This is a genomic window from Corynebacterium sp. HMSC066C02 (assembly GCF_001814945.1).
GTDB classification, from domain to species: Bacteria; Actinomycetota; Actinomycetes; order Mycobacteriales; family Mycobacteriaceae; genus Corynebacterium; species Corynebacterium aurimucosum.
The window spans coordinates 42,359-56,374 of the sequence record NZ_KV818459.1 but is presented as its reverse complement, the minus strand read 5'-3'; the positions used below and the strand labels follow the sequence as shown (position 1 = coordinate 56,374).

The window sequence follows — 14,016 nt, the reverse complement described above, 5'->3', positions numbered from 1 at the left end:
TCTTAAGCCCTTAAAGGAGAAACCCGCCACCCAGATGCAACGGCAGTGACAGTAAGGCCGGGTTTAAGCCCTTAAAGGATGAGACGCGCCAACCAAAGCCAGACTGACGGGGCCTCGACGATCCCAGGGACAGCGCACCCGAAGACTGGAAGATGGTTGACGGGGATCTCGATGAACACCAGTTGCCTCCCGCCCACTGGCCCCATGCTGTAGGTGCACCCACAGCCCGTTAAGGGACAAGACGCACTGTCCCGCTTGTTATCGTGTTTGTACCTGCAGGAAAGACTCTTACCCAGGAAAGGGCTATTCGTGACCAACCCAGTAAGTTCGTGGAAGATTGTCACCACTATTGCAGTAGTGGGCGGTTTCCTCCTGCTCATCCTGTACGTGGGTCTGAGCCGCTATTACAACGCCCAAGAGCTCGACATGCTTGTGGAAGGTGCCAACGCCAACGGCCAGAACTACTCGGTGACAATCCACAACCAGCTCACCGGCAGCTACTCATTCAACGCCGAGTAACCCAGCCGGAGCACCAAACTAGGCAATACGCAGAGCTGAGTGCCTGTTGGGCTCTGCCTTCCACAGAGCTAGATCATGCAAGCTCATGCGGACCAATCCCGCCCTCGACGTGGGTGAGCCGGAGCGGGGGGTGAACTTCCGCCAGCGCGTGGGCGTGGGGCCTGCGCCGTCAGTGCAACCAGTGCCGGCCGTGACCACGCTGATGGCTTTTGCAGGCCCGATGCCATGCTGCGGGCGACGGCTTCCTTATTCAGCGTCCGTGGACAGCGCCGCGACGAAGGCCTCCTGCGGCACGGACACGGAGCCGATGGACTTCATGCGCTTCTTACCGGCCTTCTGCTTCTCCAGAAGCTTCCGCTTACGCGAAATATCGCCGCCGTAGCACTTGGCCAACACGTCCTTGCGCATCGCTCGGATATTTTCACGCGCGATGATCTTCGAACCAATCGCCGCCTGGACGGGCACCTCGAATTGCTGGCGTGGGATGAGCTCCTTGAGCTTCTTCGTCATCTTATTGCCGTACCACTGCGCGGAATCGCGGTGCACAATCGCAGAGAAGGCATCCACCGGATCACCGTTAAGCAGGATATCCACCTTCACCAGGTCCGCCAGCTGCTCGCCAGCCTCCTCGTAGTTGAGGGAAGCGTAGCCCTTGGTACGGGACTTCAACATGTCGAAGAAGTCGAAGATGATTTCACCCAGCGGCATGGTGTAGCGCAGCTCCACGCGGTCCTCAGACAGGTAGTCCATGCCGCCCATCTGGCCGCGCTTGGACTGACACAGCTCCATCGTCGGGCCCACAAACTCCTCCGGCACGATGATAGTCATCTTCACAATCGGCTCGTAGACCTCACGCAGCTTGCCACTGGGCCAGTCCGACGGATTGTGCACCATGGACTCCTCGCCATCCTCCGCCACCACGCGGTAGGTCACCGACGGTGCCGTGGAAATCAAGTCCAAGCCAAACTCGCGCTCCAGACGGTCGCGCGTGATTTCCATGTGCAGCAGGCCTAAAAAGCCACAGCGGAAGCCGAAGCCTAGGGCGACGGAGGTCTCGGGCTCGAAGGTGAGGGAGGCGTCGTTAAGCTGCAGTTTCTCCAGCGCATCACGCAGGTCCGGGAAGTCTGCCTGGGAGATGGGGAACAGGCCGGAGTAGACCATAGGGTTCGGGTCGGCATAGCCCTTGAGCGGCTCGCTCGCGCCATTCGACGCCCACGTAATCGTGTCACCCACCTTGGTCTCACGCACGTTCTTCACGCCAGTAATCAGGTAGCCCACCTCACCCGGGCCCAGCCCCTTACACTTCTGCATGGTCGGGCTGACAATGCCCACCTCCAGCAGCTCATGGTTGGTACCCGTGGCCATCATGGTGACCTTCTGGCGCGGGGTCAGCTTGCCGTCCATCATGCGGATATAGGTCACCACGCCACGGTAGGTGTCGTAAACGGAGTCGAAGACCATCGCGCGGGCCGGGGCATCCTCGCCGAACTCGGACGTCGGTGCCGGGATAAGCTCCGCCACCTTATCCAGCAGCTCCGGCACGCCCTCGCCGGTCTTGCCGGAAACGCGCAACACCTCTTCCGGCTCACAGCCGATGATGTGGGCAATCTCCAGGGCGTACTTCTCCGGATCGGCTGCCGGCAGGTCAATCTTGTTGAGGACCGGGATGATCTCCAGGTCATTTTCCATGGCCAGGTAGAGGTTGGCCAGGGTTTGGGCTTCGATGCCTTGGGCGGCGTCGACAAGCAGGATGGCGCCCTCACAGGCTTCGAGCGCGCGCGAGACCTCGTAGGTAAAGTCCACGTGGCCGGGAGTGTCGATCATCTGCATGACGATCTCCTCCCCCTTCATGGCACCAGATTGAGGAATCCAGGGCAGGCGCACGTTCTGCGCCTTAATGGTGATGCCGCGCTCACGCTCGATATCCATGTTGTCGAGGTATTGGTCGCGCATGTCGCGCTCCTCCACCACCTGCGACAACTGCAGGATGCGATCAGCCAGCGTCGACTTGCCGTGGTCGATGTGGGCGATAATGCAAAAGTTTCGGATCTTGGACGGATCCGTAAACGTAGTGGCCGCGAAGTTTGTAGACATGTGTTTAGAATAGACGACATGTCTAGGTTGGCACGCATTCTCGGTATCGGAGGCCCTGAGCCTGTCGACGTCGGTCTCGAGCGCATCACCGAAGGCCTAGGACTAAACCAGAATGATTCCGTGACGGAACCCCGCAAAGCCGCCGACATTCGCGTCGAGTGCGCTGACGCCCACCCGCGCAGCGTCTTCTTCACCCCCGACATGGACGGGCAGGCAGACTCCGGGGAAGTCGTGTGGGTATGGGCGCCCTCGGATGGCAAGCAATCCCCGCCGCGCGAGCGCGCCGTGCTGATTGTCTCGCGCACGCGCACCACCGTGCTGGGCCTGCTCATCTCCTCCAACCCGGGCCACGCCAACAAGGAGGAATGGCTCGATATCGGCACCGGCGAATGGGACGAATCCGGCCGGCAGTGCTGGGTGCGGATGGACCGCGTGCTGGAAATCTCCGAGGAACAATGCCGCCGGCAAGGCACACTCTTCCCAGAACGCCGCTTCGAACGCATTGCCAACCGGCTACGCTCGCGTTATCACTGGGCCTGATTTGGGGATTCGGCCCGCGCCCTGCTAAATTTTTTGGGATGCCGGGGCACGCTGGCGGTCAGGACCTTGGGTCCGCCTTCCTCGGTTGCACATTCCTACGACTCTAAGAGGTATAACGATGGCAAACATCAAGTCCAAGCAGAAGCGCATCCTAACCAACGAGAAGGCTCGTCAGCGCAACAAGTCCGTACGCTCCGCCGTGCGTACCGAGATCCGCAAGTTCCGTGAGGCCGTCGCCGCTGGCGACAAGGCTGCAGCCGAGAAGCAGCTGCGCGTTGCCTCCCGCGCACTGGACAAGTCCGTGTCTAAGGGCGTCTTCCACCGCAACACCGCGGCTAACAAGAAGTCCGGCATGGCCACCGCCTTCAACAAGATGGCCTAAATGAAACCGCTCCTGAAGTGGGTCGGGGGAAAGCGTCAACTGCTGCCCGTTATCCACTCCGTGCTGCCCGAGAGCTTCGACACTTATGTCGAGCCTTTCTTGGGCGGCGGAGCGGTCCTTTTTTCTTTGGCGCCCGAGCGCGCCCGGGTTAATGACCTGAACACCGAGCTCATCACCGTCTACGAGGTGGTCCGCGATAACGTGGACGAGCTCATCGCCCTGTTAAAGGGCTATCCGAATGATTCGGATTTCTTCTACGAGATGCGCGCCCGCGACCGTGAGCCGGGTTTTGCGCACTTAAGCCCTGTCGAACGGGCTGCCCGCACGATTTATTTGAATAAGACCTGCTACAACGGGCTTTACCGGGTGAATAACGCCGGCCAGTTCAATGCCCCGTTTGGCCGCTATGCCAACCCGAAGATTTGCGATGAACCCAATCTGCGCGCAGTCTCGGAGTACTTGTCCACCCACGACGTGACGTTTTATAACGGCGACTACGCTGCGGTGGAGGCCAACGAGGGGGATTTCGTTTATTTCGATCCGCCCTATGATCCGGTCAACCCCACGAGCAATTTCACCGGCTACCAGTCGGGTGGTTTTGGCCGCGCGGACCAGATTCGGCTGAAGGAAACCTGCGACGACCTCAACGCCCGCGGGGTGAAGTTCCTGCTGTCGAATTCGGCGACGGACTTCATCAAGGAGTTGTACGCGGACTACCGCATCGACATTGTGGGTGCCACGCGCGCGGTCAATTCCGTGGCCTCGAAGCGCGGCAAGGTCGATGAGGTGCTCGTGCGCAATTATGCTTAACGACGCCGCTTGGGACCTCGTCTACCCTCACATCGCCGCCGACATCGCGGACCAGGGTTTCGCGATATTGCCCGCCGCGAAGATTAAGGAGCTATCGGGCCGCGAGCCACGGTTGATGGCCAAGCATGACTTTTCGGCAGCGCGCCCCGAGGTCTTTCGAGAGCACGGGTTATCCATGCTGCCAATTCGCCGCGATGCCTATCTCATTGGCCGCTTTGACCTGTACCAGCCTTTCCCGGAGCAAGCCGGGCCGCTGAAGTCAATGCCGGTTCCCCGCCACATTAAGTCCATTGACTTCGAGAACCTGACCTCGGAGGCCGCCGCACTCACCGCGGCGAGCTTAAGCGGCATGCTCGATGATTTCCTGGGCGGTGAGCTGGTGCCGACGGTCAGCGGGCGCATGTCGACGCTCACTCTGCCCATGCGTATCGGCGGGCGCGACGTGGTGGTGGACCGCGCCCAGATGGAGATTGATGCCGGCTTCGAGTCCGCCGAGCACCTCGTGCTCGTGGAGGCGAAGAACCACCTCTCCCCCGACTTCAACATCCGCCAGCTCTACTTCCCTTTCCGGCGCTTCTCGCTGGCCTTGGAGAAGGACGTCGTGCCGGTCTACGTGGTCTATTCCAACGGTATCTTCCACTTCTACCGCTACGCGTTTAGGCAGCCGGAGGACTTCCGCAGCATCGAGCTGGTCAGCGCGGCGCGCTATGTTTTGGGCGAGTCTGGCGTAACTGAGGCGACGGTGCGCGCGGTCTTAGCCCGCACCCACGTTGAAGGAACGCGCGTTCCTTTCCCGCAGGCGGACTCCTTCGCGCGGGTCATCAGCCTGCTGGAGAACCCAGTGGACAAAGCGGAGATGCCCGAGGAATTTGGTTTTACCCCGCGCCAGGCGGATTATTACACCAACGCCGCCCGCTACTTAGGCCTAAGCAAGCTCAGCGGCACGCGCGATGAACGCAACCTCACCCTCATCGAGGCGCTGGCCTCCCGGCCGGTGCTCCGGGACATGGTGCAGCACGTCGTGACTACCCGCCGAGCGGTGAATAAAGAAGAAGCAATGATCTTCATGCGCGCGGCCAATCTGGGACTCAACGATACGACCCTGCGCCGCCGCTCCGGCACGGTCGCGGCGTGGTCGCAGTGGCTGGCGGAGCTCCTCAACCAGGCCTAGGCGGCCTGGATGCCGGCCCACACCAGGGCGCAGCCAGCCACCACGAAGAAAACGCCGGAACCGATATCGATCCACGGTCCGGCGGCCAACAGACGGCGGCGAATCGCGCGGGTAGAAATGACCGTCGAGAGGAAGACGAAGAGCAGGTAGCTCGACAACGACAAACTCAGCACCAGCGCCACCGATACCCACACCGGCGGGTGCGGCGGCAACAACGGGGCGACCATAGCGGCGAGGAAGAGCACGATCTTCGGGTTGGACAGGTTGGTGGCCAAACCCGTGCGGAAGACCTTGCCCACCGAGCCCAAGCGAGCGGCCGCCTCTTCCTCATCCACCGGCGGTTGCTTGCGCAGCTCCAGCCCGGAACGGATGGAGAGCACGCCCATGAAGACGAGGAAGCAACCGCCAATCACCTGAATCAGGGAGAGGACGCCGGGGAAGGCGGTGAGCAGGGCGGCCGCGCCGAACACGGTCAGCGTGCACCAGAACAGCACGCCCACCTGGATGCCGGTTGCTGCCGCGATGGCGTGGCGGCGCGAGCGCGTAGCATAGCGCGTCACCAGGACGATGTCGGGGCCGGGTGCTGCCGCACCGACGAGGTTCATCAGGAGAATGGCCGCAAACGCGGACCAGCTCATGACAGGCGCTCGAGTAGGTCCTCACGGCCGAACATGCGGGCGGAGTCGAGGGCGTTGGGCTGGCCGGCGGAGGGGTCGGCGCCGGCGTCGAGAAGCGCGTCGATCACCGCGTCCTCCTTCTTAAAAATCGCCCCGGCCAGTGGCGACTGGCCGCGATCGTTGAGGAGGTTGACGTCGGCCCCCGCCGCAGCGAGCTGGCGTACCAGCTCCGCATGTCCATGATAGGCGGCAAGCATGATGAAGGACTGCCCGTCCTGGTTCACCATGTCGACGTTGACGCCTTGCTTGATGTACTCGAGCAGCGTGGCATCGCCGTTACGGGCAAAGTCGAAAAGCTTGGTAGCAAAGTTCTGGATATCATCCATGGAGGGTTAGTCTAGCGCGCCAGCTCCGCCACCCGTTTAACGGCCGCCTCGATGGCGAAATCTTCATCGCCGCCTTGTCCCTTGACCGCAGCATCCAGCTCCGCCATGAGGATGACGGCCTTGGTGATATTCTCCCCCGACCAGCGCCGCGCCACGGGTTGCGTGAGCTTCACCGCATAGGGCGCCATCCCGGTCTGGGAGGCCAGCGAGTACTGATCCCCGCGCGCGGAGTAGAGGCGCGCGATGTTGCCCACCTTGTTGGCCAGAGCAGAGGCGATGGCCACAGGGCTCGCCCCCAACTGCAGCGCCCGGCGGCACGTGGAGACCGCCGCCTCCACGCGGCCAGCCACAGCAGCATCCGCAATATCCCAGTTGGCTACCTCAGCCACGCCCACGTAATACGCGTGCACCGCCTCGCGGGTTACCTTGCCCCCCGTATCGAAGACCAACTGGGAGATGGCGGAGGCGAGTTCGCGTAGGTCGGAGCCGACGCCGTCGAGAAGCGCCTGCACCACATCCGGGGTGGGGCGCACCCCGTGCGAGGCGAACTCCCGGGTGGCCCACTGCGCGAGCTCGTTCGGGTAGAGGGAGAAGACCTCATGCACCTCGGCCGTCTTGCGCAGCGCCGCGATGAGCTCCGGCGGCTTCTTCTTTTTCTTCAGCGTCTTCGCCGTCACCGAGTACATCAGGATGAGCGTGATACCAGGCATGGGGTTGGCGCAGGCATCGAGAAGGATCTTCGTGACCTCCTTGCCGGCCCTCTCCACGTCACTGATGACGATGACGCGGTCTTCCCCGAACAACGACGGACTGGTCGCTTCCAGGATTTCGCCTTCGCTCACCTCGGAGGCCTTGAGCTTGGTTACCTCGCCGTGTTGGATACTCAGGCGGGCGCGCTCGGCCAGGAATTCATCATCGCCGAGAATGAGGTGCACGGGGGCTGAAGACATGCCTGTCATCTTAGCAACGCCGCAATGACCCACCCACAGAGAAGGAGCATCGCAACGGGCCCCGCCGCCACGGTGGTCACCGGCATGGAAGAGGCAACGAGGTGGATCCAATCCGCCAGCGGTTCGATGAGGATAACAAGCGGCCTGCCCAGCCCCACCTGCGCGAGCGCGGCGGCGATGAGGCCCACGACTGTGATGACCGGCACGACAGGTGCCACCAGCACGTTAGCAATCACAGAAACCACCGAGACCCGCCCGGTCATCAACGCGATGAGCGGCATGGTCACGATATCCGCGGCAATGGCCACAGCGAAGGCTCGCGCAACGATGCCAGTCCCCAGCACCCGTAGCAACAGGGGGCTGAGCACCACGATGCCGGCGGTGGCCGCCACGGAAAGCGCGAAGCCGAAGCTGACGGCTAGGTCGCTATCCGCCGCCAGTAGGAAGAGCACCCCGAGGGACAGCGCGTGCAGCGGTTCCATCCTCGAAGAGTTCAGCACCGCTACTAGACCCGCCAGCCCGGCGACGGTGGCGCGTTGGACGGAGGGCTCCCACCCCACCAGCGCTACGAATAACGCCAACGCGCTTGCCGACGCCCCCACCCGCACCCGCTGCCCCGACACCACCAACGCGGCCGCGGTACACACGATGGCAACGTTGGATCCGGACACGGCGCTCAAATGCGATAGTCCGGTATCGATGTAGAGCTGCTTGTCCTCGGGGCTTTGCAGGCTGGTATCGCCCAGCACCATGCCGGGGATGAGGCCGTTATCGCACACGGCGCGGAAGTTTTCTGCCACCGCTGCCGTCCAGCTATGGGCGTGCGCGGTGAGCTCGCCGCTAAAGACGGTTGTACCCACGCCAACCTGATCCGAGGGGCCGGGGTGGCCGTGCACCGTCACCAGCGAGCCGCCGAAGGCCTCCGGTTTTTCTTTGAGGAAGACCGGCAGCTGCGCCGGGTAGCCCGGCACGCGCAGGCGCACCATCCACCCGGATGCCGTCTGAACCGGATCGGCGGCAAGCTTTCCCGTCACCTCCGAGCCGAAGTGAAAGCCCGCGGCGCGCACCGAGCGCACATAAGCCAGGGCGGCGAAGATGACTCCGCTCGCCGCACATAAAATGCCCTGCCCGCGCCACTGACCGCGCGCGAAAGCGAAAAGCACGAGCCCGCACAACAGCCACGGGTGGCCGAAAAGCACTGAGAGCGTGGCCAACCACGCCACTACCGCGGCAGGCACGAGCCGTAGTTCCCTCACGGACGGACCTTATCCTTCAGCTGCGCAAACTTCGCCGGACCAATGCCGGAGACATCCATGAGCTGCTCCACGGTGGTGAAGCTGCCGACCTCCTCGCGGTGCGCGATGATCGCCGCGGCCGTGGCCGGCCCCACCCCGGGAAGCTCGGTGAGCTCTTCGGCGGAAGCCGAGTTGAGGGAGATAGTGCCATCGTCAGCAGCACCCGGGGCAGCGGCAGGAGCGCCGACGGTGATCTGTTCGCCGTCGTTAAGCTTCTGCGCCAGGTTGAGGTTATCGGTGGGCACGCGCGGGCGCGCCACCTCGAGGGCGTCGTTGATGCGCGCACCCGGCGCCAGGGTCACCAGCCCCGGCTGCTCTACCTCCCCCACGACAGAGACCACGATATCGGCCGCTACCTCGCTGCTCGGCGCGGCCACCTCATAGGGGTTCTCCGCACTACGGCTCATCCCCAGCCAGGCCAGGAGCGCAACGCCGGCCACGCCCGCCGCGACAAGCGCCAGCCAGGGTGGCACGCGCACGCGCGGGAAATCGACGTTGAGCAGTTCTTCTTCGCCGGTTGGGCGGGTGAGGTCACGGAGGCGATCAGCAATGGCATTCATGCCCGCGACGCTACGCAGCGCCCTCACCCCCGTCGAGGGCTTAAGCCGCAGCCTGTGGATAACTTGTTGAAGGCATCAACAACGTCTTTAGCTCGGCTCCGCCGTCAGCTAAAGACTGCGGAGACGCCGATGGCCCCAGGGCCGACATGGACGGAGAGGACGTCGGTAAGCGGCACCAGCATGAAGGAAGAATCCGGCAGCGCCAAGCGCAGCAAGTCCTCCAGCCGGCGGGCCGAAACCTTATCCTCGTTGTACTGCACCGCGATGAACGCCGGATTGCCCTCCGCGCGGGAGGCCACCAGGTCCACGAGCTTGGTAAAGGCCTTAGTTTGGGTGCGGGTCTTGCCCACCATCTCCAGCTTGCCGCCTTGGATGGCCATGATGGGTTTGGTAGCGAGCAGCGCGGTGGACAGCATCGCCGTGGCCGCAGACATGCGCCCGGAACGGCGAAGCTCCTCCGTTGAGTTGAGATAGACCCAGGTGTGCCCGCGCTCAAGGGTATTGATGGCTGCGGCATAGCACTCGTCGAGTGAAGCGCCTTCCTGGGCAAGCTTGGCCGCCGCCATCGCAGCCGCGCCCATCGCCATGCCGGCGGTACCGGAATCGATAACACGCACGGTATCGGGGAAAACGCCGGAGGCAGTCACCGCCGCCGACCACGTCGAGGACAGCTCCTTCGAGAGGTGAATGGCCAGCACCCCGTCATCGCCGGAGCGCTCCATCTGACGGCCGTATAAAGCGGCCAATTCGAGGGCAGTCAGACCCGAGGTGGACAGCTCCGCGCCGTCCTTGCCGTGGCTTTCCATGACGTGCAAGTCGACGACGCAGATTCCAAGCTCCTCGACGATATCCGCCGGCAAGCCCGCAGCGGAATCGGTGACGACGCGAATCACTAGACGTCCGCCCCTGCACCACCAACGACAGCACCACCCATGTTCCAGCCGTCGAAGTACCACTGGGCGCGGGCGACGTTCTCCGGGGTGAATTGCAGCGGGGACAGCGGACGAGCGGCATCGAATTCGGGCCGCGCGGTCAGCTGCGACCAGTGGGTATTCTTCAACCCGGAGAGGATTCCATACTGGTGGTGCTCAAGGCCTAAAAGGTGGCAGGTCAGCGCGGAAATAGCACCGCCGTGCGCGACGACAAGCACCGCACCCTCATCCCACTGCGGATGTTTCTGCATGAGCTCATCAATAACGGGGCGCGCGCGGTTAGCCACGTCGACGCGGCTCTCACCCTGGGGCGGGGCCCAGGTGGGGTCGTGGCGCCACAGCGCACGTGCCCCGGGAAACTGCTCGTCCACTTCAGCCGATGTCATCCCCTGCCACTCACCCAGGTGGGTTTCGCGCAGGCGCTTATCGACGGACACCTCAAGCCCCAACTGACGAGCGATGATCTCCGCGGTGTCGCGGGCACGGATGAGATCCGAGGAGAGGATCGCGGTGATGTCTTTGCCCTCGAGCAGGTCAGCAGCCGCGCGCGCCTGCGAGTAGCCTACCTCTGATAGCTCGGTGTCCAAGTGCCCCTGCATCCGGCCGGTGGCGTTGTAGGTGGTCTGGCCGTGGCGGATGAGGAGGAGGCGGCGGGTCATAATTCGTCGTCTTCCGGCTCTGGCTGGGCCAGGGGAATCTCATCGATCGATTCAACATCGCGCGGGTTGACTTCATCAGACCACTCGCCGGGGCGTTCCGGGGTGTCCAGACCGGGGATGTCGAGAAGCGGGCAGTCGTGGTACAGGCGGTCTAGGCCGTAGAACTCGCGCTGATCGTTGCGCTGGACGTGGACCACGATGGGGCCGTAATCGAGCAGGACCCAACGGTTCTCACGATTGCCTTCGCGGCGCTTGGGTTCAAAGCCCTTCTTGGTCAGCTCGTCTTCAACTTCCTCCACGATGGACCCCACCTGGCGCTCGGTATCGGCGGAGGCCAAGACGAAGACCTCGGTAATCGCCAGCACGTCGGAAACGTCAATAGCGGCGATGTTGGTGGCCAGCTTTTCATCCGCAGCCAAGGCGGCGGTTTCCGCCATCTGGCGTGCTTCATCAGTAATCGACATGACAATCCCTACACAGTTACGTTTTCTTAAGAACTCTAGTCTTACACGACAAGGCTCATTTTCCTAGTCGAATTCCCCCTCAAGGACGCGCGGAGGCTACAGGGGCTTTTCCGGGTGCGGGCCATAAAGGTGGTTCTTGGCAATGTATTGCACTACCCCATCGGGTACGAGGTACCACACCGGCTGGCCCTGCTGGGCGCGGGCGCGGCAATCGGTGGAGGAAATGGCCATGGCGGGGATCTCAATCAGCTCGATGTCATCCTGCGAATCCTCCGGCAGCATGTCTTTGCGCAGCTCATAGCCGGGACGAGTAACGCCAACGAAATGGGCCATCTCCAGCATCTCTTCCCAGTTGCGCCAACTCATGATGGACGCCACCGAGTCGGCACCAGTAATGAAGAAGAGTTCGGCATCTGGGAAAATTCCGCGCAAATCACGCAACGTATCGATGGTGTACGTGGGCCCCTCGCGGTCAATGTCTACGCGGGAGACGGTAAAGCGCGGGTTTGATGCGGTGGCCACCATGGTCATCAGGTACCGGTGCTCGGCGGCGGTGACCTGCTTATCGGCCTTTTGCCAGGGCTGGCCGGTGGGCACGAAGACCACCGTGTCGAGGCGGAAGCGGTGGGCTACCTCGCTGGCGGCGACGAGGTGACCATTATGGATGGGGTCGAAGGTGCCACCCATGATGCCGATGCGTTGTGGACTAGTCATGGCTGGTGAGTATACCGGCCACCGCATCAATGACCTGCACGTCCTGCCCGGAAGGCTCCCCCAAGAAATAGGAGGCGTGACGCTCCGCTTTGGTGGCTAAAGCGCGGTTGGCGGCGTCGAGGGAAAAGTCGCACACGAAATCACCGTCTAGGCAGTAATCGACAAAGCGATTCCCTGGGAGCCCGGCGCGGTTCTTAGCCCACGGGACCTGGTGAAGCGGGTTGCCGAAGGTGAGCATGGCGTGCAGGCGCCCGGTTTCGGCCAAATGGCCCTCCACGCTCGTTGCAACAAGCGCTCCTTGCGAGTAGCCGGCAGCTACCCACTGTGGGCGGCAACCGGTGGTGGCCTCATAGTTGTCTACCACCTTCGGGGCATTGCGGGCACCGGTGCGCAGACTCTCGACGGCCCCGAATGTCACTGAATAAGCCAACTCCCCAAGAGAGTGCTGCTGTAGAATCCCAAACGCTCGCTGGACCAGCTGCAGCGGGCCTAAGTCCTCGCCTTCCTGCGCCAATGGCGGCAAGTTCATGGCGGCCGGGTAAGCCTCTGAGTCCAGTGCTAGCACATACACACCATCCATGGCGCCCGAGTGGCGCTGCTCTACCTGGTGGAACAGAGCGGCGAAGTTACGGCCCTCAAAACCGGTGGATTCTGGAGCCTTCGCGGAGTAGCGCTGCGGGCCCACGTATTCGCCTTGTTCCTCGTTCTGGTCCGAACCGCGCGCGACAAGCACCACGGTCTCAGGGCAGGTTTCAACGCCACCCGCCGAGGCCGCGGGCGCACTCATCACCGAGGCTGCCATGCCAAGCACAGCAGTGGATATCGCAAGAGATAAGGAAAGAGACTTCACCCTTTCCTGTTTAGCGGAAACGAACGTCATCCACCATTCGGCCAATGGAATCGTAGACCTGGGTATCCCACTGGTGGTTGGTGAAGAAGTACTGGCCGTGGGAGCCTCCGGTGGGCTGCGCGGCGTAAAGGGTGTTGGCGGAAAGATCGCACACGGCGTCGAGCGGCAAACAGTAGTCCACGCGGCTGACGTTGGCACGCAGCTGCGGGAAGTGGCCCATCGGGCCGCCCGCGCCCTGGGTCGCGCCGACAACGGCCGGATCCCCGGCGCGGGTCAGCGGGTTACCAAAGGTCACGACACCAGCAAGCTGGCCACGGTGGGCTAGCTCCAGCTCGTGGTTGGACAGGACCATAGCACCCTGGGAGTAGCCCGAGAGGATGTATTGCGGATGGCAGCCTGTGGAAGCTTCGTAGTTATTGACCGCGCTGGTAACGCCGCGCCTGCCGGTCTGGACCGAGTACATGAACTGGTTGATGGCGGAGACCGCGGTGTTGATGACCGGGTTGGCGTACTGCGTGGCCAAGCGCACGAGGTCAGCCGCGGTGTTCGGAACCGACTCGTTCGGAACAGAGTATTCCGGGTACGTCGCCGGGTAGTATTGCGGCTCCAGCCCCAGCACATAGACGTCCTTCATCAGCGAGTTGCCGCCGTGAGTGGCTTGGTAGCGCACCTCGGCGCCCTGCAGCATGGCGCGGATGGATTCGCCCTCCCACCCATTGGAGGCTCGGCCACCCTGGTTGGAATACTGCGTGGGGTAGATTTGGCCGTTCTGGCCGGAGCCGCGCGCGGCGACGACCACCACGGCGGGGCACTGTTCGTCGGCATGCGCGGCGGGTGCAGAAATGGTGTGGGGGACGATGAGAGCGGCCGCGGCCACGACGGCGGCGGCGACGGAGGAAGCAATGCGGGACAGCATGAGAGGAAGGCACCAATCAGTTCTTTGCTATTACCGCGCTTTAGAGTACCCAGTCCTCCTTCGCCGCGCGGCACGAACCCTGCACAAGGCGAAACACTCTACTCGAAAACTTTTCGAGTAGAGTGTTTTGTGCAGGTCAGACTCGAAAAATTCTTTT

17 protein-coding genes are annotated in these 14,016 nt (G+C 62.8%); 5 read left to right on the top strand and 12 right to left on the bottom strand.

Features of this window, described 5'->3' with window-relative positions:
• Nucleotides 1-309: 309 nt before the first annotated feature.
• On the top strand, nt 310-519 hold the full coding sequence (locus HMPREF2996_RS07940; protein ID WP_070719564.1) for a hypothetical protein: 210 nt from the start codon (nt 310-312) through the stop codon (nt 517-519).
• Between the two features lie 246 nt (nt 520-765).
• Here the strand turns inward: HMPREF2996_RS07940 and lepA are convergent, their stop codons facing one another.
• Nucleotides 766-2,613, bottom strand: a complete 1,848-nt coding sequence (gene lepA, locus HMPREF2996_RS07935) for a translation elongation factor 4 (protein WP_070447895.1) — start codon at nt 2,611-2,613, stop codon at nt 766-768.
• Between the two features lie 18 nt (nt 2,614-2,631).
• Between lepA and HMPREF2996_RS07930 the strand changes: the two genes are divergently transcribed.
• The 4 genes from HMPREF2996_RS07930 to HMPREF2996_RS07915 all read left to right on the top strand — a co-directional run bounded on the left by HMPREF2996_RS07930 (nt 2,632) and on the right by HMPREF2996_RS07915 (nt 5,516).
• Nucleotides 2,632-3,153 carry a type II toxin-antitoxin system PemK/MazF family toxin gene (locus HMPREF2996_RS07930; RefSeq protein ID WP_070447893.1) on the top strand — a complete coding sequence of 174 codons (522 nt, stop codon included), beginning with the start codon at nt 2,632-2,634 and terminating at the stop codon, nt 3,151-3,153.
• A 118-nt stretch (nt 3,154-3,271) separates the two neighbouring features.
• Nucleotides 3,272-3,535 carry a 30S ribosomal protein S20 gene (rpsT, locus tag HMPREF2996_RS07925; RefSeq protein WP_070447890.1) on the top strand — a complete coding sequence of 88 codons (264 nt, stop codon included), beginning with the start codon at nt 3,272-3,274 and terminating at the stop codon, nt 3,533-3,535.
• A complete protein-coding gene (locus tag HMPREF2996_RS07920; RefSeq protein WP_070645329.1) occupies nt 3,536-4,345 on the top strand; it encodes a DNA adenine methylase in 810 nt (269 codons plus the stop codon).
• Entirely contained in the window at nt 4,338-5,516 is a 1,179-nt protein-coding gene (locus HMPREF2996_RS07915) for a type II restriction enzyme (RefSeq protein ID WP_246823012.1), read from the top strand. The genes HMPREF2996_RS07920 and HMPREF2996_RS07915 overlap by 8 nt, the downstream gene beginning before the upstream one ends.
• On the opposite strand, the gene HMPREF2996_RS07910 is transcribed toward HMPREF2996_RS07915, so the two are convergent.
• The 11 genes from HMPREF2996_RS07910 to HMPREF2996_RS07860 all read right to left on the bottom strand — a co-directional run bounded on the left by HMPREF2996_RS07910 (nt 5,513) and on the right by HMPREF2996_RS07860 (nt 13,859).
• Nucleotides 5,513-6,154 carry a LysE family translocator gene (locus tag HMPREF2996_RS07910; protein WP_070730862.1) on the bottom strand — a complete coding sequence of 214 codons (642 nt, stop codon included), beginning with the start codon at nt 6,152-6,154 and terminating at the stop codon, nt 5,513-5,515. The two genes, HMPREF2996_RS07915 and HMPREF2996_RS07910, sit on opposite strands and share 4 nt — an antisense overlap.
• Entirely contained in the window at nt 6,151-6,519 is a 369-nt protein-coding gene (locus tag HMPREF2996_RS07905) for an ankyrin repeat domain-containing protein (protein WP_046648995.1), read from the bottom strand. The genes HMPREF2996_RS07910 and HMPREF2996_RS07905 overlap by 4 nt, the downstream gene beginning before the upstream one ends.
• Before the next feature lie 11 nt (nt 6,520-6,530).
• A complete protein-coding gene (gene holA, locus HMPREF2996_RS07900) occupies nt 6,531-7,478 on the bottom strand; it encodes a DNA polymerase III subunit delta (protein ID WP_070645334.1) in 948 nt (315 codons plus the stop codon).
• A complete protein-coding gene (locus tag HMPREF2996_RS07895; protein ID WP_070711106.1) occupies nt 7,475-8,725 on the bottom strand; it encodes a ComEC/Rec2 family competence protein in 1,251 nt (416 codons plus the stop codon). Before HMPREF2996_RS07895 ends, holA begins: the two co-directional genes overlap by 4 nt.
• Nucleotides 8,722-9,324: a ComEA family DNA-binding protein gene (locus HMPREF2996_RS07890; RefSeq protein WP_070719560.1), complete on the bottom strand. Its 603-nt coding sequence runs from the start codon at nt 9,322-9,324 to the stop codon at nt 8,722-8,724. Before HMPREF2996_RS07890 ends, HMPREF2996_RS07895 begins: the two co-directional genes overlap by 4 nt.
• Before the next feature lie 104 nt (nt 9,325-9,428).
• Complete coding sequence (locus HMPREF2996_RS07885; RefSeq protein ID WP_070447871.1) at nt 9,429-10,217, bottom strand: DegV family protein; 789 nt, start codon at nt 10,215-10,217, stop codon at nt 9,429-9,431.
• On the bottom strand, nt 10,217-10,915 hold the full coding sequence (locus HMPREF2996_RS07880; RefSeq protein WP_070447867.1) for a histidine phosphatase family protein: 699 nt from the start codon (nt 10,913-10,915) through the stop codon (nt 10,217-10,219). The genes HMPREF2996_RS07885 and HMPREF2996_RS07880 overlap by 1 nt, the downstream gene beginning before the upstream one ends.
• On the bottom strand, nt 10,912-11,379 hold the full coding sequence (gene rsfS / locus HMPREF2996_RS07875; protein ID WP_070447864.1) for a ribosome silencing factor: 468 nt from the start codon (nt 11,377-11,379) through the stop codon (nt 10,912-10,914). The genes HMPREF2996_RS07880 and rsfS overlap by 4 nt, the downstream gene beginning before the upstream one ends.
• Nucleotides 11,380-11,475: 96 nt before the next feature.
• Complete coding sequence (gene nadD, locus HMPREF2996_RS07870) at nt 11,476-12,093, bottom strand: nicotinate-nucleotide adenylyltransferase (protein ID WP_070711108.1); 618 nt, start codon at nt 12,091-12,093, stop codon at nt 11,476-11,478.
• The gene (locus HMPREF2996_RS07865) at nt 12,086-12,943 is read right to left on the bottom strand and encodes a cutinase family protein (protein ID WP_070719559.1); all 858 of its coding nucleotides are present in this window, start codon (nt 12,941-12,943) and stop codon (nt 12,086-12,088) included. Before HMPREF2996_RS07865 ends, nadD begins: the two co-directional genes overlap by 8 nt.
• 10 nt (nt 12,944-12,953) lie before the next feature.
• Entirely contained in the window at nt 12,954-13,859 is a 906-nt protein-coding gene (locus HMPREF2996_RS07860) for a cutinase family protein (protein ID WP_070730860.1), read from the bottom strand.
• Between the last annotated feature and the right edge of the window lie 157 nt (nt 13,860-14,016).

Bases quoted from the DNA above. Each gene is read 5' to 3' on its own strand.
- lepA (WP_070447895.1), bottom strand. From the start codon at position 2,613: ATGTCTACAAACTTCGCGGCCACTACGTTTACGGATCCGTCCAAGATC.
- HMPREF2996_RS07930 (WP_070447893.1), top strand. From the start codon at position 2,632: ATGTCTAGGTTGGCACGCATTCTCGGTATCGGAGGCCCTGAGCCTGTC.
- rpsT (WP_070447890.1), top strand. From the start codon at position 3,272: ATGGCAAACATCAAGTCCAAGCAGAAGCGCATCCTAACCAACGAGAAG.
- HMPREF2996_RS07920 (WP_070645329.1), top strand. From the start codon at position 3,536: ATGAAACCGCTCCTGAAGTGGGTCGGGGGAAAGCGTCAACTGCTGCCC.
- HMPREF2996_RS07915 (WP_246823012.1), top strand. From the start codon at position 4,338: ATGCTTAACGACGCCGCTTGGGACCTCGTCTACCCTCACATCGCCGCC.
- HMPREF2996_RS07910 (WP_070730862.1), bottom strand. From the start codon at position 6,154: ATGAGCTGGTCCGCGTTTGCGGCCATTCTCCTGATGAACCTCGTCGGT.
- HMPREF2996_RS07905 (WP_046648995.1), bottom strand. From the start codon at position 6,519: ATGGATGATATCCAGAACTTTGCTACCAAGCTTTTCGACTTTGCCCGT.
- holA (WP_070645334.1), bottom strand. From the start codon at position 7,478: ATGACAGGCATGTCTTCAGCCCCCGTGCACCTCATTCTCGGCGATGAT.
- HMPREF2996_RS07890 (WP_070719560.1), bottom strand. From the start codon at position 9,324: ATGAATGCCATTGCTGATCGCCTCCGTGACCTCACCCGCCCAACCGGC.
- HMPREF2996_RS07880 (WP_070447867.1), bottom strand. From the start codon at position 10,915: ATGACCCGCCGCCTCCTCCTCATCCGCCACGGCCAGACCACCTACAAC.
- rsfS (WP_070447864.1), bottom strand. From the start codon at position 11,379: ATGTCGATTACTGATGAAGCACGCCAGATGGCGGAAACCGCCGCCTTG.
- nadD (WP_070711108.1), bottom strand. From the start codon at position 12,093: ATGACTAGTCCACAACGCATCGGCATCATGGGTGGCACCTTCGACCCC.
- HMPREF2996_RS07860 (WP_070730860.1), bottom strand. From the start codon at position 13,859: ATGCTGTCCCGCATTGCTTCCTCCGTCGCCGCCGCCGTCGTGGCCGCG.